Raw genomic sequence first — 25,023 nt, forward strand, 5'->3', positions numbered from 1 at the left:
GATGCAACAAACTCGTAAGTTAGAATTATTAGTAGGAAGCTTTGTCATCGCGAGTGTGGTTGCGATTTTGGTGATGATATTAAAAGTCGCCGATGTCAAAAGTCTGGGTTCCGGTGAGACATACACGTTAAGAGCGCAATTCGACAATATCGGCAGTTTGAAGCTTCGCTCACCAGTCAAAATCGGTGGTGTAGTCGTTGGACGAGTGTCTGACATTACGTTAGATACAGAAAGCTACCTGCCCGTTATCACGTTGACCATTGATAAGAAATACGGCGACTTTCCAGAAACATCAAGTGCTCAGATTCTGACGTCTGGTCTTATTGGTGAGCAATATATTGGACTTGTCCCCGGTTTTGTCGACGAAGACATCGACATGCTGCAGGATGGCGACTATATAGAGGATACGAAATCCGCATTGGTGCTTGAAGACTTGATTGGTCAGGTGCTTTACCGCGTCGGTGGGGATTCTCAAGGTTCGGAGGAACAATAATGATCCGGTTGAAGCAGTGGTTAGTGATTGGTTTGATGAGCTTAATGTCTTTCACAGGCATGGCACAAGCCATAGATGCAACCAAACCCTACGACATGATGAAGCAAGTGGCAGACAAAACATTTAGCCGCTTAAAAAACGAACAAAGCCAGATTCGAGAAAATCCGGAAACACTCAAAGTGGTGGTTGAGGAAGAGCTGATGCCCTACGTCAACGATCGTTACGCAGCTCTAAAACTACTCGGTCCAAACCTTAAAAAAGCCAAGAAAGAAGACGTTAAAGTCTTTGTCGAAGCATTTAGAGCATATCTGGTTACCTCCTACGCTCAGGTTCTAACCCAATACACCGATCAATTAATAGAATTCGCGCCTGCAAGACCTCTTGACCCCAAGAGTCGCATCATTTCAATTCGCGTGGAAATCATTGATGCACCTAACCCAAACATCAAACTGGACTTTAAGTTAAGAAAGAACAAGAAAAGTGGTGAATGGGCCGCCTTTGATATGGTTGCCGAAGGTGTCAGCCTACTTTCCAGTAAACAATCTGAGTGGAATGGAAAAATCCGTAAAGACGGGCTTGTAGCCGTAAGCAAAGACTTGCAAGAGCTGGCAGCTCGCCCAATTCAGTTTAAGGATGTGAATTGATGGCGCATCCTCAATGGCAGCAAGCTGCCCCTACTCAATCTTATTTATCTGGAAACCTGGATCGCGAAAGTGTTCCAGGTTTATGGCATTTTTTAAAGCAACGAAAAACTGACACAACCCAGTTAAATATTGACATGAGCGGAGTGAATCGAGTTGATTCCGCTGGTATGGTGATGCTGATTCATTTAATTGAGCATGCAAAAAAACAAAACTGTCATATAATGCTCAGTTTCGTGCCCGACCAGCTACGCACTTTGTGTCAACTGAGTAACGTCGAATCACTGCTATTTCCCGAGAGCGAGGCTGCAAATAAGCCTCACAATGAAGCTCTGGGTGAACGCAAACACATTGAAGTTTAAATAGGATCTACCGTGGACAGCGTTGAAGTAAAAAACATTTTAGATCAAGCTCTTAATCTAGAAGAGTTGCACGTTAAAGGCGAAGGCAGCCACTATGAAGTGATTGCGATTGATGCCAGTTTTGAAGGAATGAACCGTGTAAAGAAACAGCAGCTCATTTACGCTCCGCTGATGGAATACATCCAAAGAAACGATATCCATGCGGTTTCAATTAAGGCTTATACGCCTGAAGAGTGGGAACGCGATAAGAAACTCATGTCTCTTTAAGGTTTATTGATGGAAAAGTTTCGAGTTAAACGTTCGGGTCCTCTCAGTGGCGAGGTCTCTATCTCTGGCGCTAAAAATGCCGCCCTCCCAATTTTATTTGCCTCTATCCTTGCAGAAGAGCCAGTGGAAGTTGCCAATGTTCCTAAACTGCGCGACATCGACACAACCATGGAGTTGCTCAAGCGTTTAGGTGCAAAAGTAGAGCGTAACGGTTCTGTGCATGTGGATGGACGCTCTATCGACCAGTACTGCGCACCCTACGATTTAGTTAAAACCATGCGCGCCTCTATCTGGGCGTTAGGCCCTCTTGTGGCTCGTTTTGGTCAGGGGCAAGTTTCCCTGCCTGGTGGCTGTGCGATTGGCGCACGCCCGGTCGACCTTCACATATACGGTCTTGAACAACTTGGGGCGACTATCACTCTAGAAGAAGGTTATGTAAAAGCCGAAGTAGATGGTCGCCTCCAAGGTGCACACATCGTTATGGACAAAGTCAGTGTTGGCGCAACCATTACAGTAATGTGTGCTGCAACCCTGGCTGAAGGTAAAACGGTTCTGGATAACGCAGCGCGTGAACCTGAAATAGTCGACACTGCGGCTTTCCTAAATACATTAGGCGCGAAAATTACTGGCGCGGGCACTGATACCATCACCATCGAAGGCGTTGAACGTTTAGGCGGAGGCAAACACTCTGTTGTTGCGGATCGCATTGAAACGGGGACTTTCCTCGTTGCTGCCGCAGTTTCTGGTGGTAAAATCCTTTGTAAAAACACCAACGCTTCACTGCTTGAAGCTGCACTCGCAAAGCTTGAAGAAGCAGGCGCGCTTATCGAAACAGGTGAAGACTGGATCAGCCTAGACATGACAGGCAGAGATCTGAAAGCCGTATCTATTCGCACAGCACCTCACCCGGGTTTCCCAACCGACATGCAAGCACAGTTCACGCTCCTGAATATGATGGCAAAAGGTGGTGGCGTCATTACCGAAACCATCTTTGAAAATCGTTTCATGCATGTCCCGGAACTGATGCGCATGGGTGCAAAAGCAGAAATCGAAGGAAACACCGTTATTTGCGGTGATACCGAAGGTTTAAGCGGTGCACAGGTAATGGCAACGGACTTGCGTGCCTCTGCCAGCCTGGTGATCGCTGGCTGTATCGCAGAAGGTGAAACCATCGTCGATCGCATTTACCACATTGATCGAGGGTATGAAAAAATCGAAAATAAACTCTCCGCGCTCGGAGCAAACATTGAGCGTTTCAGAGAGTCTGGTTAAACTCTACCCCTGAACCCGAAAGCCGGAAACTGTATTTCTCAGGTTTCGGCTTTTTTGTTGCGTTTATATTCACTACGCAGGCAACCTAGATTGCCTCGGTAGTCCTTGAATCACAAAGAGAATTCTATGATTGCGTTGTTGCGTATCATTGCTGTAGCAATATTTGCTGTCCTGATGTTTGTATTTGGCTGCGGTTATTGCCTGCTTAGTCCGAGAAACCCAAAACACGTATTCACCTTTGGTCGTTACTTTGGTCGTATGTCTAAAGTATTCGGTATCAAACTGGATTTGCGTATTCCTGAAGATGCTTACCAACGTGGTCAGCACATTTACATTGCTAACCATCAAAACAACTGGGATATGTTCACCGTTTCTTCTGCGGTAACACCCAATGTCGTCACCGTAGGTAAGAAAAGCCTGGCCTGGCTACCACTGTTTGGTCAGCTTTATTGGATTACTGGTAACATCCTGATTGATCGTGCAAACCGAAGCAAAGCGATGGGTACTATTGAGCAAGTGGTTGAGAAAGTGAAAGAGCGTGGCGTGTCAGTGTGGATGTTTCCTGAAGGTACTCGTTCACGTGGACGCGGTCTGCTGCCATTTAAAACAGGGGCCTTCCATGCTGCAGTTGGTGCAAATGTGCCAATCATTCCGATTGTCTGCAGCACCACTGAGGGTAAATTCAAGCTGAATCGCTGGAATAATGGGCATGTGATTGTTGAGATGTTACCTCCGGTCAGTATCGAAGGTTACAGCAAAGAAAATGTACGCGAGCTAGCTAACCTGTGCCGTGCCCAAATGAAAGCCAAACTTGAAGAGTTGGATGCTGAAGTGGAAAAACTGAACAACCAAAAGTAGGTTAATTTCAAAACATAAAAAACGGTCATCAACTGATGACCGTTTTTTTGTATCTACTACAAAGCAAATAACAGCATTCCTGCTAGTGGTTAACTAGCAGGAAAATCGCTTACAGAGCAGCAATCGTTGCTTTTTGCTCTTCAAGTTTCGTTAGCGTTTCTTTGTAACCTTCAAGCTTCTCACGCTCTTTTGCCACAACCGCTTCAGGCGCTTTCGCAACGAAACCTTCGTTACTTAGCTTACCTTCAATGCGTTTGATCTCACCGTGAGTTTTCTTGATTTCGCCGTCCAGACGAGCAAGCTCTGCGTCTTTGTCAATCAGACCCGCCATTGGGATCATTAACTCAGATTTAGCAACGAGCGCTGTCGCGCAAGCAGGGGTTTCTTCGCCAGACTCTAGAACGCGCACAGATTCAAGCTTCGCCAGAGAAACAAGAACTTGCTTGTTCGTTTCAAGACGAGCGGCATCTTCTTCGCTTGCCGCTTTAAGCATTACTTCAAGCGGCTTACCTGGGTTGATGTCGTACTCTGCACGTAGGTTACGAATGCTGGTAATGAATGATTTAACCCACTCAATATCATCAAGCGCCGCTTGGTTGAAGTTTGCTTCGTCGTGCTGAGGAAGCGATTGAAGCATGATTGTGTCACCTTCAACACCGTCAACCAATGGCTTAACACTCTGCCAGATAGTTTCTGTGATGTATGGAATTACTGGATGCGCCAGACGAAGAGTCTTCTCAAGCACGGTTATTAGCGTGCGACGCGTACCGCGTTGCTGAGCTTCATTGCCTTTCCAAAGAACCGGTTTCGTAAGCTCTAGATACCAGTCACAGAATTGGTTCCAGATGAATTCGTAAATCGTGTTCGCTGCCATATCCAGACGGAAATTATCAATGTGACCATTGAATTCTTTCGCTGCCAGTTCGAACTGAGATTCGATCCATTTGTCGGCTAGTGAGTATTCAATTTCATTGCTACCAAAGCCACAATCTTGATCTTCGGTATTCATCAATACGTAACGGCTTGCGTTCCATAGCTTGTTACAGAAGTTACGGTAACCTTCCAGACGCTTCATATCCCAGTTGATATCACGACCTGTAGACGCCATTGCTGCAAGAGTGAAACGCAATGCATCTGTACCGTAAGGTTCAATACCGTCTTCAAACGTCTTACGCGTGTTCTTCTCGATCTTCGCTGCAAGCTTAGGCTGCATCATGTTGCCCGTACGCTTCTCAACAAGAGACTCAAGATCGATGCCGTCTATCATATCGATTGGGTCAAGAACATTACCCTTAGACTTAGACATCTTGTCGCCGTTTTCATCACGGATAAGACCCGTCACGTAAACAGTCTTGAATGGTACTTGTGGTTTGCCGTTCTCATCTTTACAGAAGTGCATCGTCATCATGATCATACGAGCAACCCAGAAGAAGATGATGTCAAAACCAGTAACCAGTACATCTGAAGGGTGGAATGTCTTCAGGTCATCTGTGTTTTCTGGCCAGCCTTGCGTTCCAAACGTCCACAGCGCAGAAGAGAACCAGGTATCCAGTACATCGTCGTCCTGACGTAAAACGACGACAGGCGCTAGGTTGTTGTTGGCGCGAACTTCTTCTTCAGTACGACCTACATATACGTTGCCATCATTGTCATACCAAGCTGGGATGCGGTGTCCCCACCAAAGCTGACGAGAGATACACCAGTCTTGAATATCACGCATCCAGGAGAAGTACATGTTCTCGTATTGCTTAGGAACGAATTGGATTTCACCGTCTTCCACCGCTTTGGTTGCCGTTTCGGCAAGAGGCGCTGTGCGAACGTACCATTGGTCGGTCAGCATTGGCTCAATAACCACGCCACCGCGGTCACCGTAAGGAACAGTTAGATCGTGATCTTTCACTTCATCCAAAAGACCCAACTCGTCAAAGTCCGCTACGATAGCCTTACGCGCCGCAAAACGTTCCACACCTTGGTATTTGGCAGGAAGGTCCGTTGGGTAGGCATCGCTCGCTTCACCGTTAGTGGTGAAGACTTCCGCCGCATCACGAATATCCGCGTTGAACGTTAGAATGTTGATCATCGGAAGCTGGTGGCGCTTACCCACTTCGTAGTCATTGAAGTCGTGAGCTGGTGTGATCTTCACACAACCAGTGCCTTTTTCCATATCGGCGTGCTCGTCACCTACGATAGGGATACGACGATCAACAATAGGAAGCAGGATTTCTTTACCAATCAGATCTTTGTAACGTGGATCTTCTGGGTTTACTGCAACACCTGTATCACCCAGCATAGTTTCTGGACGTGTCGTTGCGACAACGATGTAGTCTTTGCCTTCTGCAGTCTTAACACCATCCGCTAGAGGGTAACGGAAGTGCCACATGTGGCCTTTTTTGTCTTTGTTTTCAACTTCTAGATCAGAAATCGCTGTGTGCAGTTTAGGATCCCAGTTAACCAGACGCTTACCGCGGTAGATTAGGTCGTCTTCATAAAGGCGAACAAACACTTCCTGAACGGCATTAGAAAGACCATCGTCCATGGTGAAACGCTCGCGTTCCCAATCGACAGAAGCGCCTAGGCGACGAAGCTGTTTCGTGATAGTGCCGCCTGACTCGCCTTTCCATTCCCAAATCTTATCGATGAATGCGTCACGACCGTAATCGTGCTTGGTTTTACCTTCTTCAGCGGCAATTTTACGCTCAACCACCATTTGAGTGGCGATGCCCGCGTGGTCCGTACCCACCTGCCAAAGCGTATTTTTACCTTTCATACGCTCAGCACGGATCAGTGTATCCATGATGGTATCCTGGAACGCGTGGCCCATGTGCAGGCTACCAGTGACGTTCGGTGGCGGGATCATGATGCTGTATGATTCTTTTGTCGTGTCACCGTGCGGCTTAAAGTAGCCTTTCTCTTCCCAAGCTTGATAAAGTGCTTGTTCAATAGATGTTGGGTTATATGTCTTTTCCATAGTGCTCTTTAATGGATACGTTTACGGGTTAATCTTGGTCAAACTCTATAATTGAGGGCTCTCTGGAGAGACGCCTTAACTATAGGGTTGGACTAAGGATATTGAATCTCGATTGTTTGAAGCTGATAACCAGCCTGACGGTAAATTTTATACCTTTCTCGAGCTTGTTGCTTTGCTTTTTCTTCGCAGGGAACGAAGTCTACCACCTGACCAAAGGTTGGGGCAAAAATTGTATTATCATTCGCCACATTTATAACTAATTGACGGTTCCAGGATGGCTTAACGGAGGAGTGTCCTACCTCAATTGCCGTCCCCGATTTAGGTCCCTCACCAACCAGGTTATGAGCAATAAAGTCTTCAGGTTTTGCCTGCCACAACAGTTCTGCAATGGCTTCAGCGGAAAGCTTATCGTCGGCATTCACAAAAACCTTTGCTCCTTGCCTGGCAAAATGGTGAGCGAGAAACACCACATACTCGAAGAGCCCCTGCTCTTGTGATTGTGAACTGTCTTCTTTAACCAGATAAAACGTCGCTGTTGTCATTTTTCCCGTTAACCTAAAAAAAGAAAGGGCCTTTCGGCCCTTTCTGAATTCTGAAGATTTACTCTTCTGTGTCCTGGCCGCTGCGGTTCAGAAGGAATTGGACCAGCATTGAGACAGGGCGCCCTGTTGAGCCTTTGTCTTTGCCACCCGATTTCCAAGCTGTACCTGCGATATCGAGGTGCGCCCAGTTGTATTTCTTAGTAAAGCGAGACAAGAAGCAACCTGCGGTAATAGTACCTGCTGATTTACCGCCAATGTTTGCCATATCGGCAAACGGGCTGGCGATTTGCTCTTGGTACTCTTCTGCCATTGGCAAACGCCAAGCACGGTCACCCGCTTGTTCAGAAGCATTAATCAATTCATGTGATAGCGGATTGTGATTCGAAATCACAGCACTGATGTGGTGACCTAGTGCAACCACACAAGCGCCTGTTAACGTGGCAACATCTACAACACATTCTGGTTCGAAACGCTCAACGTAAGTCAGTGCATCACAAAGCACCAAGCGACCTTCGGCATCGGTATTCAATACTTCAACTGTCTGACCAGACATGGTAGTCAGGATGTCACCAGGTCGGTAAGCGTTGCTGCCCGGCATATTTTCACAACCCGCCAGAATACCGACTACGTTGATTGGCAGGTTCAGCTTCGCCAGTGCCTTCATGGTACCGAAGACAGATGCTGCACCACACATGTCGTACTTCATCTCATCCATACCCGCACCAGGTTTTAGAGAGATACCGCCTGAATCAAATGTCAGACCTTTACCGACAAGTACAATAGGCTTCGCATCAGGGTCTGGCGCGCCTTTGTACTCCATGATGGACATCAAAGATTCATTGTGTGAACCACGACCGACTGCCAGGTATGAAGTCATGCCTAGCTTTTCCATCTCCTGCTCACCAATGATTTTGGTGGTTACCGTTTCGTACTCGTCAGCAAGACGACGAGCTTGAGAAGCTAGGTAAGCCGGATTCGCAACGTTTGGTGGCATGTTGCCTAGATCTTTTGATGCTTTCACACCAGAAGCCACTGCTAAACCATGGCTGATGGCTTTCTCACCAAGATTCAATTCGCGGCGAGTTGGTACATTGAAGACCAGCTTACGAAGTGGGCGGCGAGTTTCTGGCTTGGTGCTCTTGAACTGATCAAAAGTGTAAAGACCGTCTTTAGTAGATTCTACCGCCTGGCGTACTTTCCAGTAGGTATCACGACCTTTAACGTGTAATTCTGTCAGGAAGCAAACCGCTTCCATTGAGCCTGTTTCATTCAGAGTGCTGATGGTTTTTTGGATGATTTCTTTGTATTGGCGTTCGCCTAGCTCACGCTCTTTACCACAACCTACCAGCAACACACGCTCAGAGAGAACACCAGGAACTTGGTGCAGAAGTAGCATCTGCCCTGGTTTTCCTTCCAAGTCACCGCGTCGTAATAGTGAACTGATGTAGCCATCACTAATTTTATCGAGCTGCTCGGCTACTGGAGAAAGACGGCGAGGCTCAAAAACACCGACAACGATACATGCGCTGCGCTGTTTCTCAGGGCTGCCACTTTTTACACTGAACTCCATGCGTACTCCTACATCCTGAAGACAAACTGAACTAAATGTTAGATAATGCTCACTTAGCTTAAAATACTCACGTTGGAACGCTAAGCCCATTATGTTGACTAACAATTAGCCAAAGATTTAAAAATAAAAGATTCAACGAGAAATTATAGTGATTCAATTAAAAAAACAAGTTTTCTATAGGTGATTTCAGCGTGATTATTGTTAGATATTTGATCCGCGAGACAATCAAGACGCAATTTGCTGTATTTTTAGTCCTGTTTCTGATCTTCCTCAGTCAGGAGTTCATTCGTATCCTTTCCCACGCGTCTGACGGCGATATTCCTGCTCGTCTAATCTTAACGCTAGTCGGTTTAAATATGCCGACAATGGGCATGCTTATGCTGCCTTTGAGCCTTTATCTGGGGATATTACTGACTTTTGGACGCTTATACGCTGAAAGTGAAATTACCGTGATGAACGCGACCGGAATTGGCAATAAATTCTTGATTCAGGCTGCATTAAGTCTGGCAGTGATCACCAGCGGTCTGGCAGCGGTTAACTCTCTGTGGTTGTCTTCCTGGAGCCAGCAGCAAATCATACAAATCCGCTCTGAAGTTGAGTCAGATAACAGTATTGATCTGCTTCAAAAAGGACAATTTCAGGCGTCTCCTGATGGTTCTGCCGTCGTTTTTGTTGATGATATTGAGAACAAAGAACTTAAAAATGTTTTTATTGCTCAACTTCGCCCGAGAGATTCCATCCGCCCGAGCGTGATGTTCGCTAACACGGGTAAAATGCAGGAATTGTCTGATGGTCGACAGGTTTTGACTTTATACGACGGTAAACGCTATGAAGGTATCCCTACTCGACTCGACTACATGGTCACCGATTACAAAGAATATGAGGCGCTCATCGGACAAAGAGAAGTTCAGCAAAAGTCTCTCAGTTTGATGGCGACATCAACTCTCGATCTTCTTCGTTCTGATGACAAACGTGAACAGGCTGAATTGCAGTGGCGTATCTCTTTGATTGTCTGTATTCCATTACTGACCATGATTGTTATTCCACTCTCGGCGGTCAATCCTCGTCAGGGTCGCTTTGCTAAGATGGCACCTGCCGTACTTATTTACCTGACCTACTTCCTGTTGTTGAGCTCTGGAAAATCAGCCATCGAAGAAGGAAGTTTGCCTGCACACATTGGATTATGGTCAATCAATGGCGTTACATTGTTAATCGGTATTTTGCTCAACAGCATGGACAGCGTTTTCGTTCGACAAATCAAAGAAAGCTTCAGAAGAAAGGTGGCGTAACACGTGTTTAAGATTTTAGATTTATACATTGGTCGCACCATCATTTCGACGACCGCTTTAACGCTCACAACCTTGGTCGGGCTCTCCGCCATTATTAAGTACGTAGAGCAGTTAAGAGCGGTGGGTGAAGGATCTTATGACGCCTTGCTTGCTTTCTATTACGTTATGCTGGCACTTCCGCGTGATGTTGAACTCTTTTTTCCCATGGCGGTATTGCTTGGTGCGCTGATTGGCTTGGGCATGCTGGCCGCCAGCTCTGAACTTGTAGTAATGCAAGCCGCAGGCTACTCCAAGCTGGATATCGGATTTTCAGTATTAAAAACCGCCATTCCGATCATGGTAATCGTCATGATGCTTGGGGAATGGGGCGCGCCGACCACTCAGAAAATGGCTCGGGAACTTCGCACCTTTGCGGTTTCAGGCGGCAACATTGTATCTGTTCGAAGTGGAGTCTGGGCAAAAGATGGCGGTAACTTCATCTATGTAGGTCGCGTCAACGGTGAACAGCTTCAGGGTGTTAACGTTTGGTTTTTCGATGAAAACAAAAATCTTTCGTACACCATGTTTGCAGAGCAAGCGAACTATCTTTCCGATCGCACCTGGGAAGCCAGAGATGTGGTCAAAACCAATTTCAATAACAACATCGAAGTTTCGAAAGAGAACATTGGTGTTCTGAGCTGGACGACCACACTTACTCCAGACAAGCTCGCCGTAGTTACCGTTCAACCCGAAGAGCTACCACTTACAGAGCTTTGGAGCTACGTAACTTACCTGAAAGATTCTGAGCAGGATGCCAGCCGGTACGATCTCGCTTTCTGGCGTAAAGCGACACAACCTATTTCTGTAGGTGTCATGATGTTTGTAGCCATGTCCTTCGTATTTGGTCCACTTCGTAGCGTGACCATGGGCGCAAGGATACTTTCAGGTGTTATAGCAGGATTCGGATTCTACATATTTGCAGAAACCTTCAGTAATGTTAGCCTGCTCTATAAGCTCCCTGCCCCTGTCGGAGCTTTAGTGCCTAGTGTGGTATTTATGACCATCGCCGTATTGCTGATGAGGCGGAAAGTTTAATTTAAGGAGGCAATGCCTCCTTTTTTAATTCGCTTTAGGTAACACAACCACTTGGGTTTTTGCCCATATATCATGAAATCCACGTTTCTTGGGGTCAAATGGCACCGTTAAGTTCGCTAACCCAAATCCCGAGGTGGCAACTCGAATCAAAGCTTGCGTAAAGGAAATAGTTGAACCATCTTCATTTTGAACTCGCAGTTTCCAAGCTCGCATTCCTAATGTTTGCCCAGCCCTTGTCCAGAAAAATACGATAAACCCAACCCATACGAGCGCTAAGTAGCCTGTGTAAAACGCACTCCAAACCGGATGATTCGTCAGTAAATCACTTGCATCAACGTAACTCCCATAACTCATCATTCCAGCCGCGTTCAATGCAAAAATGACCGCGATCACGAGCCCCCCCGCCATCATTTCTATGGCCAGAATAATCAACGCGTCGTACATTAGTGCACCTAACCTTCGGAACAAGCCTGCGGGTTTTGTTTGAATAGACATATTTCTCACATAGGTAATGGGTTGGAAAGCGACAGAATATAAACTTGTTAGCTAATATGTAAGTGACAGAGCGCACAGCTCAGGGACTTATGCCGAAATAATCGCCAAACGAATGGTTTTTAAAGATTTAACACTTGCGCCACTCTAAGTCATACGTATAATGCCAATCATCAAAGGGCAACAGCCCAGAGATGCCGGTGTGGTGAAATTGGTATACACGACGGATTCAAAATCCGTTGCCTTCGGGCGTGGCGGTTCAAGTCCGCCCACCGGTACCATATTTAGAAAGGTCGCTTTTATAGCGACCTTTCGTCGTTTTAGAATTCCCAAAATTCCAGCGTGACGTCTCGAATGCGAGCCCAGTCAGTACGCCCACCAGAACCATATTTAAAAAATCCCTTTTACAGCTACCTTTTGTCGTTTTAGAATTCCCAAAATTTCAGCGTGACATCTCGAATGCGAGCCCAGTCAGTACGCTCACCAGAACCACATTTAAAAATCCCTTTTATAGCCACCTTTCGTCGTTTTAGAATTCCCAAAATTCCAGCGTGACGTCTCGAATGCGAGCCCAGTCAGTACGCTCACCAGAACCACATTTAAAAAATCCCTTTTATAGAGATCTTTTTTCGTTTTAGACTTCCCAAAATTTCAGCAACCAAAATCTCATACAAAATCCTCCCATAACCTACATACTGCAACACCCAGAAAAGAAAAACCGAATCTTATCAATTACCGAATTAGATCTGGCAACTCGCAATTTTTTGAATCCATTGATAGTTTTGCCTACAAAATAATCACTCATATGCATAATACCCTCACCAAATCACGCTGAGTTGTTCAGGGAAAATATGTCTAAGAAAACCGATAAGTTTGAAAGAGATGTCGCAAGTAGTGTCACAGTTGGAGAATCACTGCCAAATGAGATTCCAAAGTGGATGCTGGACATTGGCATAAAACCCGGAGCGAAAGTCACCTCAGTTGATGCTCAAGGAGCACAAGGCGGAAAGACCGACATTCTTATTAAATTAAGCGAAGGTAGCCCAATAAAAATCTCAGCCAAAATGAGCAGTGCAGATTACTTTGGAAACTGGTACTCACACAGCCGGATTTTAAGGGATTTTGGCGTCAGAGCGTTTGAAAACCTCACCAAAGACTGTACTAAATGGGCGAATGAATGGGTAAAAAGCCCGACAGCTTCTTTCTTTGTAGGGGTGAGTATTTGTTTTGGTAAACGTTCTGGTAAAACGGCACGAGAGTTTACTGAAGTGTTTGATTACAAGGACATCGTCAAGATTGTTGCTGGTACAGGGCAAGGCAATTCTGTCGCCAACTGCCTGCTGGTGAGTAACAAAGTTCCAAACGATCTTATTGATCTAATCAAGAAGCTTAAGCCCATCAATAATGAAGTGATACAGACGCTGAGTCGAAATTTTAAAGTCGTTTACCGACCAATCAACCCGAAAACTGAAGGCAGTAATCGCAGTAAATGTACTTACACCCAGTTTCGCCCTAAAAAGCGTCTGAATAAGATGACACAGGTCGACACTCTTGATGAGCTCGTTAAGCTTGGTAGATTTGAAGTCATCCAGCCTAACGGACTCAATCACAACCGCCTGATCGAGAACTTGAAAGCGTTTAACATTAATATTCCGAAAAAACGCTAAGCTGCTTTAAACGATTCAATGGCGCCTGCTTCGGCAAGCGCTTCTTTTATGCTTTCAGCCAATGCTGCTGCAAAGTTCACCGCAACCGCATTACCTATCATCTTGTATCCAGCCCCAAGATCGTTGTAGAGAAACTCAAATGAATCCGGGAAACCCTGGATACGAGCACACTCACGCACACTTAATCTTCGATAATCGTAACCTTCGACAAACACAAACTTATCGGTCTCAAGCTTATGCATTTTTGGGGCGCCTGGATGCAAAGGAGCATGACGACCGCCTGCCTGAATCGTAAAAGAAGGTTCGTCCCAGGAGCGTACCCGGTTTCGACTCATGTACATACTGGAAAAACCGCCAGTCATGTATTCATGATTAGGAATGGAAGCGTCAGGGTTGGGTTTGGATTTCGAAATAGCGGGCACTTCCAGACCATCCAAGTCTTTCAGACAGTCTTTCAATGCGGGCTTGTATTCTTGAGGCTGTGGAAAATGATATTCCACATTCAAATCCGAGCGAAAGCCAATAAAAATAACGCGCTTTCTGTCTTGAGGAACATCATAATCGGCAGCGTTCAGTAACTTAAAGTGCAAATCATAGCCCGCTTCACGAAACGTCTCTTTGATGTTCTCTAATGCATGCTTATGCCTTGGTGCCAGCATACCACTAACGTTTTCCGCTAAAAAGAACTTGGGTTTCTTGTCTGTCAGAATACGAATAAATTCATAAAAAAGCTGACCACGATGATCATCAATTCCACGCTTACTGCCAGCTTCACTCCAGCTCTGACACGGCGGTCCACCAATTATGCCATCACAATCCGGCACATCTTCACTCTCGATATTAACAATGCTTCGGCGGTCTAACTGAGTATCTGGATGGTTATGTTCATAGGTTGCCCAAATCTGCTTGTCGAACTCATTGGCAAATGGAATGCTGAATCCCGCTTTTTCAAAGCCTAGATCTAACCCACCAGCTCCGCTAAAAAAAGAAGCGACTGTTAATTTCATTGATGCTCTCGTTTAGTTTACGTCATGAAAAGATTAAAGCACTTTACTGTATATAGAGTCAGTAAAAAGGCTGAGGATTATATCACATACATTGATTTTTGTGAGATGGGTTTATGCTCTAGCGACCTTACTGACTGGTTCAAAAAGTGTGTCTCATAAACAAAAAAAGCGCCGTACAGTGCGGCGCTTTGTTACAACGATAAACGGTTACTCACCCGCAACTTTCATTGACTCGATAAGGATTGAGCCCGTCTGAATTTGTGAGCGTGTTTCAACATCGTCTCCCACAGCCACTATCTGCTGGAACATATCCGTTAAGTTACCGGCGATCGTTACTTCTGAAACAGGGTATTTGATTTCACCATTTTCAACGTAGAAACCGGCTGCACCACGAGAATAATCACCCGTAACTGTGTTAACCCCCTGCCCCATCAACTCAGTAACTAAGAAGCCTGTCCCTAGCTCTTTCAGCATGGCTTCGAAGCTTTGACCCGTAGACTGAACAAACCAGTTATGAATACCACCCGCGTGACCGGTTGGTGTCATATCCATTTTACGAGCGGCATAACTCGTCAATAGATAAGTAGAAAGTACACCATCTGTAATGATTTGCTTATCTTGCGTAAACACGCCCTCGTTATCAAACGGGCTAGACGCCAGGCCACGTAATACGTGAGGTTTCTCCTGAATATTGAACCATGAAGGCAGGATTTGGTCGCCCAGCTTGTCTAACAAGAAAGAAGATTTGCGATATAGGTTGCCGCCGCTAATCGCCATCACGAGATGACCGATAAGCCCTGTCGCTACATCTGCAGCAAACATCACAGGCATTTGCCCGGTAGGCAATCTTTGTGCATCTAAACGACTGATGGTCTTTTCTGCGGCTTTTAGCCCCACAGCTTCAGGTGACCACAAATCCTGTTTACGGCGAGATACGGTGTAGCTGTAATCTCGTTCCATATCGCCGTTTTCACCAGCACCAATCACGCAACAGCTAATACTGTGTCGGCTCGAAGGATAACTCGCTAACAAACCGTGGCTATTACCGTAAACCTTCAAACCATAGTGGCTGTCGTAGCTTGCACCATCGCTTTGCTTAATTTTGTCGCTGAACGCCAGCGCTGCTTTTTCTGCCGCAATAGCGAGCTCCGCAGCCTGATCGGGTTCAGGTTCATCTGGGTGGAAAAGATCGAGATCGGGAATGTCCTTAACCATCAGTTCTTTCGGGGCTGGACCTGCGCAAGGATCTTCAGAGGTGTAGTTCGCAATGTCTAACGCCGCCATCACTGTTTGGTGGATGGCTTTTTCGCTCAAATCTGATGTAGAAGCACTGCCTTTACGTTGCCCACGATAAACCGTTATACCTAATGCACCGTCACTATTGAACTCGACGTTTTCAACTTCACACATACGTGTGGAAACGCTGATACCTGTGCTTTTGCTAATGGCGACTTCAGCCGCATCCGCAGTACCTGTTGCGATGTCTAACGCTTTGCTGACCGCTTTTTCCAATTCCAACGTCTGTTGGGCGATTTGCTGTTTTACGTCCATACCGAAATAACTGTGTTTTAAGGGATTATTAATTAAGGATAACAAGGTTTTCGCTTTCGCCCCATAATTCTTGTTAAAATAAGCGACAATTGAACATCGATATTGAAGTAGGCAAGCAGAAATGGCACGTAAAAACCAAAAAGCGCCGTGGGAAGAGGAAGAAGAAATCATCTGGGTGAGTAAGACCGAGATGAAGCAGGATATGGAAGCTCTGCAAAAGCTGGGGGAAGAGCTGGTTGAGTTGAAACCCGCTGTCTTAGACAAGTTTCCATTGAATGAAGATTTGCGTGATGCAATCGCCGATGCACAGCGCTTCAAAAACGAAGCGAGGCGCCGTCAGCTTCAGTACATTGGCAAACTGATGAGAACTGAAGATCCTGAGCCAATTCAGGCAGCACTCGATAAGGTGCGCAATAAACACTCTCAGGCTACGGCTGAACTGCATAAACTAGAACAGCTGCGTGATCGTGTTATTGCAGAGGGTGACAGCGCTATTGCCGACGTGATTGAGCTGTACCCAACTGCTGATCGTCAAAGATTGCGCCAGTTAGCACGACAGGCGAAGAAAGAAAAACAGGGTAATAAGCCACCCAAGGCATTCAGAGAGATTTTTCAAACTCTGAAAGCACTTCATGATGATGAGCTATAAACCATAGCTCTCACGAAACTATAGCTCTCACGCACAAAAAAAGCTGCCAGTGGCAGCTTTTTTAATATCTGATTTAAGATTTATTCCGTTCCACCTACAGTGATGGAATCCAGCTTAAGGGTTGGCTGACCAACACCTACTGGTACACTCTGACCCGCTTTGCCACATACGCCAACGCCGCGATCCAGCGCCAGATCATTACCAACCATAGACACCTGCTGCATGGCTTCAATGCCTGAGCCAATTAAGGTAGCACCTTTCACTGGGCGAGTAATCTTACCATCTTCAATTAGGTATGCTTCTGATGTCGAGAATACGAACTTACCTGACGTGATATCGACCTGACCACCACCAAAGTTAGGTGCATAAAGACCGTTTTTAACTGTTGAAATGATTTCTTCCGGTGAGTGTTCGCCAGCCAGCATATAAGTGTTGGTCATGCGTGGCATTGGTAGATGTGCATAGGACTCACGACGACCATTACCTGTCGGTGCAACGCCCATCAAATGTGCGTTGTGCTTGTCTTGCATGTAGCCTTTCAGCACACCATTTTCGATGAGTGTGTTGTAACGACCCGCTACGCCTTCATCGTCAATATTCAGAGAGCCGCGAAGATCAGGCAAAGTACCATCGTCCACTATGGTGCAGTGTTTAGATGTGACTTGCTCGCCTACTTTACCGGAGAAGACAGAAGAGCCTTTACGGTTAAAATCACCCTCTAAGCCATGACCAACCGCTTCGTGCAGAAGCACACCCGGCCAACCTGCGCCAAGTACCACTGGCATAGTGCCGGCAGGAGCAGCATCAGCTTCTAGGTTGACTATTGCCTGACGTATGGCTTCATCAGCAAATTCAAACGCTTTTTTACGTCCGTTTTCTTCCTGTAGGAAAAACTCGTAGCCGTAGCGACCACCGCCGCCCGAGCTACCGCGTTCACGTCTGTCGCCTTTTTTCGCCAGCACGCTGATGGATAAGCGAACAAGAGGACGAATATCTCCCGCGTAAGTACCATCAGTCGCTGCAACCAGCATTTGCTCATAAACCCCACTCAGACTCACCGACACCTCTTGCACCAAAGGCTCTTTAGTTCGGATGTAAGCGTCTAATTGCTTTAACAACTCGATTTTTTGCTGCTTTTCCAAGCTTTCTAGAGGATTAGTTGACTGATAAATTTCTGGAGCTTGGTTACGTGAAAAAGCTTTAACCTGACCATTTTGTCCCTGCCCAGCAATGCCTCTTGCCGCAATCGCACTCTGCTTAAGTCCGGTAAGGTCAATCTGATCTGAGTATGCGAAACCCGTTTTTTCTCCGGTTATCGCCCTAACACCGACGCCGCGGTCAATGTTGAAAGAGCCATCTTTGATGATACTGTCTTCCAAAACCAACGACTCGTGCCAGCTCGACTGGAAATACAGGTCAGCATAATCAATGTCTCGGCTGGCAATGATGCCCAAGGTTTCTGTCAGGTCTTGTTCTGTCAGCCCGGTTGGTGCCAGAAGCTCTTGTTCGATTTGGTTGATTGTCATTTGATTGGCTCTTTCTTTAGTTCGCTACTGAACCGATTGTGTTCAGTTAGCGGCATGTTCTTTCTGATTGTGGCGACCTGTTCTAAATCCAGATCAACCAATAAGGTTTTGGCGTCCTGTTCAAGTGATGCGATGACTTCACCCCATGGGTCAATTACCATAGAATGTCCCCAGGTTTCACGACCACAATTGTGTGTCCCACCCTGATTCACCGCTATGATGAAACACTGGTTCTCAATAGCTCGGGCGCGCAGTAGTGTTTCCCAGTGGGCTTTCCCCGTGACCGCAGTAAATGCAGCGGGAACCAATATGACATCAGCCCCACCAAGACGCAGTTCATTAAACAGTGCAGGAAATCTTAAGTCATAACAAATTGTTAGACCAAGTGTAGCAGAGGGCAACTTAAGTAGCGAAATCTTGTTACCGTAAGTAAAGGTATCCGACTCCCGGTAACTGCCTTGTTTGTCCTCTACGTCCACGTCAAACAGATGCAGTTTATCGTAATGAGCAGCAAGCTCTCCATCGGGTGAGTAAATAAGCGAGGTGGTCGACACACCATTTTCCTGCCGAATAGGAAAACTCCCGATGTGTAACCATATCCGGTGCAATTTTGCCAACGCCTGGAACTCAGATTGAAGCTCGCCTTCACCCAGCTCCTCTGCGACGGAGTGATAATCTGAACGTTGACCAAATACCAGTGCATTTTCTGGTGTAGAGATAAGCTCAGCCCCCTGTACTGCAAGAGCTTCGACACCTTCACGAATGTACTGGAGGTTCTCCTTCGGTTTCGCACTGGAGGTCATTTGAATCATACCAATACGCATCGTCACTCCTTCTTTGCACAATTTCGTTTATTCCGCCTTTTCAGGTACTTGATACTGCCCTTTGCTTCTGGAAATCTCAGTGACATTCGGGTTATCTAACGGACCTTTGACCGCGTAATTCACTTTTGTGAAAACATCAACCACTGGTGATAACGCGGTGGTAATGGCAAATACGTAAATCGCTGTCTGCGGTGCAACCGCAAAGGCGGTGAGTACTGGAATACCAGACGTAAGATCAGGTACAAACTCCACTTCAGCATCCACGGTTTGTGTCTCTAAATTGGCTAAGCCTTTTATGCTCATGCGACCCGCAACGGCGTCCATTTCGATATCATTGGTCACGAAAATACCGTTCTTCACTTCGCCCGAACCGGTAATGCTATTGAACGCCATCCCTTTATCAAACACATCGCTGAAGTCGAGCTGCATTTTACGGATGATGGAGTCAAGGCTGAACAAACCAAGTAATCGAGCGGCCCCACTCACGTCTGAAATGATCCCTTTCCCAAGCTTAGAAGATATACGCCCATTTACGGTGCTCATTTGCGGAGACCAAGGCGCTCCATTCCATTCAAGATCCGATTCCATATCAAATGGCGCTTTCTGGATCCCTGACGTGATACCGAATCGCTCCATCACTTCAGTATTATTCTTACCAGACATCGACATAGTGAATTTAGAGCGGCTGTCGGATTCGTTCAGCCTCCACCAGCCCGATGCTTTGAACTTGTTATCACCACTGGAGAAAGAGATGTTTTTCCACTCCAGTCTGTCACCCTGACGCAGGAAGTCCACGTTTACTTTACCGATCTTATAGCCTTGCAACCAAAAATCATTGATGGCGAGAGTCAGGTTAGGTACAGCATCATGAAAAGCACGGTCGAAAGGCGTGATCAGCGGCTGAGGTTTTTCATCATCCAGTGCAAGGGGTTTTGGCTCATCGGTCTCTTCTAGCCCCGGGATATAAAGCTGAAGTCTGTCTAGTGAAACCGTTAAATCATAAGGTTCTAGATAGCTGGCCTGCCCGGAGATCTCTGCACTTTCGACCTCCATTTTCCAGCCAAGCCTCTTCCTGCGTGCGTCAAAGTTGAAATCGTTCCATTCAACCGTAGCAAGAGTCAGGGACTTGCTTTCTACTTTTACAACGTCTGGAACCGGAATTTCAGGTACGTCCAGTTCACTCACTAAGGGTTGAGGTCCTGTTACAGGTCCTAGGAACAGTTCCAGCCACTGATCTAAATCGAACTCATCGCGTCGGATGACCGCGCTATGACCGGAGATCGGGCTAACCCGAAATGCACCACGCCCGACCACCAATCGAGACGCGTCAAACTTTGGCATGTCCTCAGTAATATCAATTTCAGCCTGATACTTAAACTCTGGCAACTGAAGACGTGCTGAAATGGTTTCCTGATTTCCGGAAGCCTGCAAGCGGGCGGATGCTTTTTCTCCCAGCGCTTTCCCCAAAGGCTCGGGATACTGGCTGGTAATAAACTGCGCATCAGCATTAACATCAACCTGATAGGTAAAACCGACATCATTGATTTGTAGATCGACATCCATCGTCCATGGCGCATGCCCTTGCACTCGTTTCAGCCAGGTTTCGCCCACATAAGCTTTTAAAGGCTGAACATCCCAGTCACCGACAACATCGATGCCTACTGCGTAGTTTTTCCCCTGAGTCTGACCATTAAAGTCAAGCGAGACAGGTTGCCCAAGCAAATCGGCAGAGAGTCCGGACGAGCGAACCACATCATTATCAAATTCAATGCGACCCGACGCGTTGCTCAATGTCATTGACGGTGTTTCAATTTCGACCTGATTATCCGGCAACCTTGCCCAGCCCCAAGCTCTTGTGTCGCTGCCATCAAAAGGTATCTTGAGTCTGAAATCTGCGTTGACTCCACCTTTAACCTGAACGGCGGTTAACGCTGCCCCCACCGAATCAACAAGTGGTGTCGCCATCATGTAATCGCGAACAGCGTCACCTTCACCGTTGGCTATGGCTTCAATTTCAATGTGACCATCTTCAGCAAGTTCTGGAATCCGCCCTGTAATGCGGGTCGCTTTCACGTCCATCAACGTGGCACTGCGCGAGTCCAGATACATGGCATCGTTTTGGAAAAGCAGATCCAGTTGAAGGTTTTTTAGAGGAGGCCAAGCAGTATCGAAGCTGAATTGTGACTCTTTAAGATTCACCAGTGCCTGAAACATGCCATCGTTATTTTGATATGGGAATTGCCCTAAGCTTCCGTACCAAAGTAATTTAGAGGTCGAAGCCTTACCACCCTGAATCGCCGTCGACAGATAATCGGTCAGCTCGGTCCCTAACGCCAGAGTAGGCAAATAGCGCCATGTCTCGCCCGCGTTGAACACGTCGGTTTCGGCGTAAATTGAAAGGAACGAACTGCCTTCATCCGGTACATCGAGTTTAAATGCCCCTAACACCTGCATGTCTGGTGTGGCGGCGGTGACTTTATCTGCCCAGAGGCTCCAGCCATTTTCGCCATTTTTCCAGGCTATATCGACCTGTGCCTGACGAATTCGAAGAGGAGCCTGAAATACATCACCATACGGCAGTTCATCATCAATCAGTGAAACACGAGCGTTTATCTGCTCTAGTGAGCCTGAGATATCTGCTGCCAAATGATGAACCTCGGGAAGAAGTTCCCACTGCTTCATGGCACCGTCTTGTAACTTCCCTGAAAATTTCAGGCTGGATAACGACTCCCCCATAGAAACGCGAATGTCTTCTATTCTTCCACCCAGCTCAACGGTTTCCAGCCAGTCATTGAGTTTTTCAGACTCGGGCATTAGGTGAGTGAAAGGGGTCAAAGTGACAATATCCACTTCTGACACATTCAGTTGCCAGGCGTTTGCATCAAATTTGAAGACCGCATCCAGCTCTGGCCAAGGCGTATCATCGGTTCTTAATTTGAGTGAGTGAGCATTCACTTGCCACCCGTTTTCAGCCGGCATCATGTTAATGATGCCGTGCTCAATCAGCAGGCTGTGCTCAGACTCTTTATTCCAGCTCACTTCACTGGGCAGTAATTCAACATAGGCATTGCTTGGGCGACCGTCTTTCAAAGACAGCCAGGAATTAAAGCTGGCATGACCTTCAAGGATTCCTACTTTATCTTTCAGGTACTGAGTCAGCCAAGGTGTCACCTGCAAGTTTTCCGCGCCAACAAAAAAGTCACCATTGATACGAGTTAAATCCGCGGTTTCCTCAAAATTGGCTTTTACCGTCAAACTGTTGATGTTCTCATCTGCAATACCAATCACACCGTCAGCCCGATGGCGCTGGTTACGGTTTTGCCATTTCAGGTGCTCGATTTCCAGCGTTCGAAATTCCCCAGTAAAAGTCTGGTAAGCGATATTGGAATTGGCGATGGAGAAGTCATTAAGCTGTCGGAGCAACAGGTGCTCTATATCTTTCAGAACTTGCTCGGATGAGGAGTTCTCTGTTGCAGGTGTTCCTACCGCCTGACCGGACTCTTTCAGCCATTTAATGTGACTGATATCGAGGCTCAATCCATCGATACGCAATGTCGAAACAACGGGCGTCAGGTAGCGAAGAGAAGCAAACAGATCCAATTCAACCTCTGCGTGCTGAATAGTGATCTGAGTTTTTTCTTCATCAGGAAGAATGGCTTTAAGGTTTTCGAGCGCAATGAATGGATGAGTGTTTTTCCAGTAACCACTGACGGTATCGCTCTGGAACTCGATTCCCGTGGTTTGCGAAACCCAGGATTCAATATCGCTTTGGTATTTGTCTAACCGAGGAAGTGACACACGCAAAACAGTAACGGTGATCGCAAGGATCACCATTACACTAACTAAACTCCAAATGAGTGTGCGCCAAAGTAAAGATGGCTTAAACTTCACTGCTGCTCCATTTACATCATCACGACATCAAACTGTTCTTGGACATACAGTGGCTCAGGTTGAATCTTCACTTCCTTACCGATAAAGACTTCGAGCTCAGCCAGCGCGTGAGACTCCTCACCCATTAGGGTATCTGACACTGCCGGAGAAGCATACACCACAAATTTGTCGGCATCGTAAGCTCGGTTGACTCGAGTAACTTCGCGCAATATTTCGTAGCACACCGACTCAACGGTCTTCACTGAACCTCGTCCTTTGCAGGTTGGACACTCAGAACAGAGAACATGTTCAATACTTTCTCGTGTGCGTTTGCGCGTCATTTCTACCAGACCTAAATGCGTAAACCCGTTTATGTTGGTTTTCACACGGTCAAGCGACAGCGCCATTTCCAGCGAAGCAAGCACTCGCTTGCGATGTTCATCTGACAACATATCGATAAAGTCGATAATGATGATTCCGCCAAGATTACGCAGGCGAAGCTGTCTGGCTATTGCCTGAGTGGCTTCAATGTTAGTGTTGAATATGGTCTCTTCGAGATTTCTGCGACCTACGAAAGCCCCTGTATTGATATCAATCGTCGTCATTGCTTCTGTCTGATCGATAATAAGGTAGCCACCAGACTTAAGCTCGACTTTTCGATCCAATGAACGCTGGATCTCATTCTCGGTATCGTACATGTCGAAAATCGGCTTATCGCCTTCGTACAACTTCAGCTTTTCATGCAGCTCTGGTACGAATTCAGACACGAACTCTCTGAGGTTCTCATACACTAAGCGTGAATCAATCTGAATACTGTCCAGCTCTGTACCGACAAAGTCACGAAGAATACGGTGCGCCAGCCCCAACTCTCCGTAAAGCATAGAGCGGGTTTTGTATTTCTTACGGCGCTCTATTACTTTGCTCCACAGACGCTTTAGAAAGGCTGCATCTTGTGAAAGTTCCTGCTCGTCTGCGCCTTCCGCAGCCGTTCGGATAATAAATCCGCCATGCTCATCGCAATAATCAGCAACCGTTTTTTTCAGTCGGTCGCGCTCTGTTTCACTTTCAATGCGCTGAGAAACACCGACGTGACTTGCTCCGGGCATGAACACAAGATAGCGGGAAGGTAACGTAATATCGGTAGTAAGACGTGCGCCTTTGGTGCCCAAAGGGTCTTTCACCACCTGGACGACAATGTCCTGCCCCTGACGGACAAGCTCTGAGATGTCTCTGACCTGAAATTGCTGCTTTTCGTTTTCAGCAACACATTCAGTATGAGGAACAATGTCTGAGGCATGAAGAAACGCGGCTTTATCAAGACCAATGTCCACAAATGCTGCCTGCATCCCTGGTAATACCCGGCTCACTCGCCCTTTGTATATGTTGCCAACAATGCCTCGTTTCGATTCTCGTTCAATATGAACTTCTTGTAAGATGCCACCTACAATCATCGCTACCCGAGTTTCGCTCGGAGTAACGTTTATTAACAACTCTGCACTCATTCGTGTGCCTCAAATTAAATTAGAAAAATTTGTGCAAGAGCTGGTCAGTTTCCATTAAAGGCAACCCCATCACTGCGTGGTAACTGCCTTCGATGCGAGAGACGAACTTCCCTCCAATCCCCTGAATTCCATAACTGCCAGCTTTATCGCATGGTTCACCTGTTTCCCAGTAACTTTTTATTTCTTGTTCTGATAGGGGTTTAAACCACACGCTTGTTTCAATTAGTTTTGACTCGTTTCGAGTTTTGTCCATTACGGTCACTGCCGTAAGTACCTGGTGGCGTCTGTCTGACATTCTGCTTAACATTGCGACTGAATGTTCTAAGTCATCGGGTTTTTCCAACACGTCACCATCAATGACAACGATGGTATCGGAACCCAGCACCACACCCGAGTTATCCGTTAGCTCGAACCCTGCCTGCGCTTTTTCTTTTGCAAGACGTTGAACGTACTGCTCCGCCGTCTCGTTACTCTGTTTTTCTTCAACAATGTCTGGAGAAACGGTATCAAACGTATACCCCAGCAGACCAAGCAGTTCTTTTCTTCTTGGTGAGCTTGAAGCTAAGGTTAACCTGCGCGATTGCTGAGACATACCTTTT

Annotated in this window: 21 protein-coding genes and 1 tRNA gene; 11 read left to right on the forward strand and 11 right to left on the reverse strand. The window is 46.6% G+C overall.

What is annotated here, in order from left to right:
* Window position 1 precedes the first annotated feature (1 nt).
* The 6 genes from mlaD to INR79_RS15375 all read left to right on the forward strand — a co-directional run bounded on the left by mlaD (window position 2) and on the right by INR79_RS15375 (window position 3,893).
* The gene (gene mlaD / locus INR79_RS15350; protein WP_004401739.1) at window positions 2–493 is read left to right on the forward strand and encodes an outer membrane lipid asymmetry maintenance protein MlaD; all 492 of its coding nucleotides are present in this window, start codon (window positions 2–4) and stop codon (window positions 491–493) included.
* Window positions 493–1,137 carry a phospholipid-binding protein MlaC gene (mlaC, locus tag INR79_RS15355; protein WP_223094978.1) on the forward strand — a complete coding sequence of 215 codons (645 nt, stop codon included), beginning with the start codon at window positions 493–495 and terminating at the stop codon, window positions 1,135–1,137. The genes mlaD and mlaC overlap by 1 nt, the downstream gene beginning before the upstream one ends.
* On the forward strand, window positions 1,137–1,496 hold the full coding sequence (locus INR79_RS15360) for a lipid asymmetry maintenance protein MlaB (RefSeq protein WP_004401737.1): 360 nt from the start codon (window positions 1,137–1,139) through the stop codon (window positions 1,494–1,496). Before mlaC ends, INR79_RS15360 begins: the two co-directional genes overlap by 1 nt.
* 12 nt (window positions 1,497–1,508) lie before the next feature.
* A complete protein-coding gene (ibaG, locus tag INR79_RS15365; RefSeq protein WP_022589561.1) occupies window positions 1,509–1,763 on the forward strand; it encodes a BolA family iron metabolism protein IbaG in 255 nt (84 codons plus the stop codon).
* A gap of 9 nt (window positions 1,764–1,772) precedes the next feature.
* Window positions 1,773–3,035 carry a UDP-N-acetylglucosamine 1-carboxyvinyltransferase gene (murA, locus tag INR79_RS15370; RefSeq protein ID WP_022595456.1) on the forward strand — a complete coding sequence of 421 codons (1,263 nt, stop codon included), beginning with the start codon at window positions 1,773–1,775 and terminating at the stop codon, window positions 3,033–3,035.
* Between the two features lie 126 nt (window positions 3,036–3,161).
* Window positions 3,162–3,893, forward strand: coding sequence for a 1-acylglycerol-3-phosphate O-acyltransferase (locus INR79_RS15375; RefSeq protein WP_200766635.1), 732 nt, complete (start codon window positions 3,162–3,164; stop codon window positions 3,891–3,893).
* A 109-nt stretch (window positions 3,894–4,002) separates the two neighbouring features.
* Here INR79_RS15375 and INR79_RS15380 read toward each other — a convergent pair whose 3' ends face one another.
* The 3 genes from INR79_RS15380 to pepA form a co-directional block, all read right to left on the reverse strand.
* Complete coding sequence (locus tag INR79_RS15380) at window positions 4,003–6,861, reverse strand: valine--tRNA ligase (protein ID WP_223094980.1); 2,859 nt, start codon at window positions 6,859–6,861, stop codon at window positions 4,003–4,005.
* A gap of 92 nt (window positions 6,862–6,953) precedes the next feature.
* Window positions 6,954–7,403 carry a DNA polymerase III subunit chi gene (locus INR79_RS15385; protein ID WP_223094982.1) on the reverse strand — a complete coding sequence of 150 codons (450 nt, stop codon included), beginning with the start codon at window positions 7,401–7,403 and terminating at the stop codon, window positions 6,954–6,956.
* Between the two features lie 58 nt (window positions 7,404–7,461).
* A complete protein-coding gene (pepA, locus tag INR79_RS15390) occupies window positions 7,462–8,973 on the reverse strand; it encodes a leucyl aminopeptidase (protein ID WP_004401731.1) in 1,512 nt (503 codons plus the stop codon).
* Between the two features lie 191 nt (window positions 8,974–9,164).
* Between pepA and lptF the strand changes: the two genes are divergently transcribed.
* Together lptF and lptG are read left to right on the forward strand one after the other, a co-directional pair.
* On the forward strand, window positions 9,165–10,262 hold the full coding sequence (lptF, locus tag INR79_RS15395; protein WP_022595460.1) for an LPS export ABC transporter permease LptF: 1,098 nt from the start codon (window positions 9,165–9,167) through the stop codon (window positions 10,260–10,262).
* A gap of 3 nt (window positions 10,263–10,265) precedes the next feature.
* A complete protein-coding gene (gene lptG, locus INR79_RS15400) occupies window positions 10,266–11,336 on the forward strand; it encodes an LPS export ABC transporter permease LptG (RefSeq protein ID WP_200766631.1) in 1,071 nt (356 codons plus the stop codon).
* Window positions 11,337–11,360: 24 nt separating this feature from the next.
* Here the strand turns inward: lptG and INR79_RS15405 are convergent, their stop codons facing one another.
* Complete coding sequence (locus tag INR79_RS15405) at window positions 11,361–11,831, reverse strand: RDD family protein (RefSeq protein ID WP_223094984.1); 471 nt, start codon at window positions 11,829–11,831, stop codon at window positions 11,361–11,363.
* Between the two features lie 193 nt (window positions 11,832–12,024).
* Here INR79_RS15405 and INR79_RS15410 point away from each other — a divergent pair.
* Together INR79_RS15410 and INR79_RS15415 are read left to right on the forward strand one after the other, a co-directional pair.
* Window positions 12,025–12,109, forward strand: a tRNA-Leu gene (locus INR79_RS15410).
* 570 nt (window positions 12,110–12,679) lie between these two features.
* Complete coding sequence (locus INR79_RS15415; RefSeq protein ID WP_223094986.1) at window positions 12,680–13,495, forward strand: hypothetical protein; 816 nt, start codon at window positions 12,680–12,682, stop codon at window positions 13,493–13,495.
* Here the strand turns inward: INR79_RS15415 and INR79_RS15420 are convergent.
* Together INR79_RS15420 and pmbA are read right to left on the reverse strand one after the other, a co-directional pair.
* Window positions 13,492–14,502 carry a DNA cytosine methyltransferase gene (locus INR79_RS15420; protein WP_223094988.1) on the reverse strand — a complete coding sequence of 337 codons (1,011 nt, stop codon included), beginning with the start codon at window positions 14,500–14,502 and terminating at the stop codon, window positions 13,492–13,494. The genes INR79_RS15415 and INR79_RS15420 overlap by 4 nt on opposite strands.
* A gap of 207 nt (window positions 14,503–14,709) precedes the next feature.
* On the reverse strand, window positions 14,710–16,053 hold the full coding sequence (gene pmbA, locus INR79_RS15425) for a metalloprotease PmbA (protein WP_223094990.1): 1,344 nt from the start codon (window positions 16,051–16,053) through the stop codon (window positions 14,710–14,712).
* 121 nt (window positions 16,054–16,174) lie between these two features.
* Between pmbA and yjgA the strand changes: the two genes are divergently transcribed.
* The gene (gene yjgA / locus INR79_RS15430) at window positions 16,175–16,702 is read left to right on the forward strand and encodes a ribosome biogenesis factor YjgA (protein WP_223094992.1); all 528 of its coding nucleotides are present in this window, start codon (window positions 16,175–16,177) and stop codon (window positions 16,700–16,702) included.
* An 80-nt stretch (window positions 16,703–16,782) separates the two neighbouring features.
* On the opposite strand, the gene tldD is transcribed toward yjgA, so the two are convergent.
* The 5 genes from tldD to INR79_RS15455 are packed head-to-tail and all read right to left on the reverse strand — an operon-like array spanning window position 16,783 to window position 25,016.
* Window positions 16,783–18,228: a metalloprotease TldD gene (gene tldD, locus INR79_RS15435; protein ID WP_223094995.1), complete on the reverse strand. Its 1,446-nt coding sequence runs from the start codon at window positions 18,226–18,228 to the stop codon at window positions 16,783–16,785.
* Entirely contained in the window at window positions 18,225–19,052 is an 828-nt protein-coding gene (locus INR79_RS15440; protein WP_223094997.1) for a carbon-nitrogen hydrolase family protein, read from the reverse strand. The genes tldD and INR79_RS15440 overlap by 4 nt, the downstream gene beginning before the upstream one ends.
* A gap of 27 nt (window positions 19,053–19,079) precedes the next feature.
* The gene (locus INR79_RS15445; protein WP_262415354.1) at window positions 19,080–22,943 is read right to left on the reverse strand and encodes a YhdP family protein; all 3,864 of its coding nucleotides are present in this window, start codon (window positions 22,941–22,943) and stop codon (window positions 19,080–19,082) included.
* 11 nt (window positions 22,944–22,954) lie between these two features.
* A complete protein-coding gene (gene rng, locus INR79_RS15450; protein ID WP_004405113.1) occupies window positions 22,955–24,424 on the reverse strand; it encodes a ribonuclease G in 1,470 nt (489 codons plus the stop codon).
* A 19-nt stretch (window positions 24,425–24,443) separates the two neighbouring features.
* Window positions 24,444–25,016, reverse strand: a complete 573-nt coding sequence (locus INR79_RS15455; protein WP_223094999.1) for a Maf family protein — start codon at window positions 25,014–25,016, stop codon at window positions 24,444–24,446.
* Between the last annotated feature and the right edge of the window lie 7 nt (window positions 25,017–25,023).

This window comes from Vibrio sp. SCSIO 43132 (genome assembly GCF_019904195.1).
Lineage (GTDB): Bacteria > Pseudomonadota > Gammaproteobacteria > Enterobacterales > Vibrionaceae > Vibrio > Vibrio nigripulchritudo.

Bases quoted from the DNA above. Each gene is read 5' to 3' on its own strand.
- tldD (WP_223094995.1), bottom strand. From the start codon at position 18,228: ATGACAATCAACCAAATCGAACAAGAGCTTCTGGCACCAACCGGGCTG.
- pepA (WP_004401731.1), bottom strand. From the start codon at position 8,973: ATGGAGTTCAGTGTAAAAAGTGGCAGCCCTGAGAAACAGCGCAGCGCA.
- INR79_RS15455 (WP_223094999.1), bottom strand. From the start codon at position 25,016: ATGTCTCAGCAATCGCGCAGGTTAACCTTAGCTTCAAGCTCACCAAGA.
- rng (WP_004405113.1), bottom strand. From the start codon at position 24,424: ATGAGTGCAGAGTTGTTAATAAACGTTACTCCGAGCGAAACTCGGGTA.
- yjgA (WP_223094992.1), top strand. From the start codon at position 16,175: ATGGCACGTAAAAACCAAAAAGCGCCGTGGGAAGAGGAAGAAGAAATC.
- INR79_RS15440 (WP_223094997.1), bottom strand. From the start codon at position 19,052: ATGCGTATTGGTATGATTCAAATGACCTCCAGTGCGAAACCGAAGGAG.
- INR79_RS15405 (WP_223094984.1), bottom strand. From the start codon at position 11,831: ATGTCTATTCAAACAAAACCCGCAGGCTTGTTCCGAAGGTTAGGTGCA.
- INR79_RS15420 (WP_223094988.1), bottom strand. From the start codon at position 14,502: ATGAAATTAACAGTCGCTTCTTTTTTTAGCGGAGCTGGTGGGTTAGAT.
- pmbA (WP_223094990.1), bottom strand. From the start codon at position 16,053: ATGGACGTAAAACAGCAAATCGCCCAACAGACGTTGGAATTGGAAAAA.
- murA (WP_022595456.1), top strand. From the start codon at position 1,773: ATGGAAAAGTTTCGAGTTAAACGTTCGGGTCCTCTCAGTGGCGAGGTC.
- INR79_RS15375 (WP_200766635.1), top strand. From the start codon at position 3,162: ATGATTGCGTTGTTGCGTATCATTGCTGTAGCAATATTTGCTGTCCTG.
- mlaD (WP_004401739.1), top strand. From the start codon at position 2: ATGCAACAAACTCGTAAGTTAGAATTATTAGTAGGAAGCTTTGTCATC.
- INR79_RS15380 (WP_223094980.1), bottom strand. From the start codon at position 6,861: ATGGAAAAGACATATAACCCAACATCTATTGAACAAGCACTTTATCAA.
- INR79_RS15385 (WP_223094982.1), bottom strand. From the start codon at position 7,403: ATGACAACAGCGACGTTTTATCTGGTTAAAGAAGACAGTTCACAATCA.
- INR79_RS15360 (WP_004401737.1), top strand. From the start codon at position 1,137: ATGGCGCATCCTCAATGGCAGCAAGCTGCCCCTACTCAATCTTATTTA.
- INR79_RS15415 (WP_223094986.1), top strand. From the start codon at position 12,680: ATGTCTAAGAAAACCGATAAGTTTGAAAGAGATGTCGCAAGTAGTGTC.
- mlaC (WP_223094978.1), top strand. From the start codon at position 493: ATGATCCGGTTGAAGCAGTGGTTAGTGATTGGTTTGATGAGCTTAATG.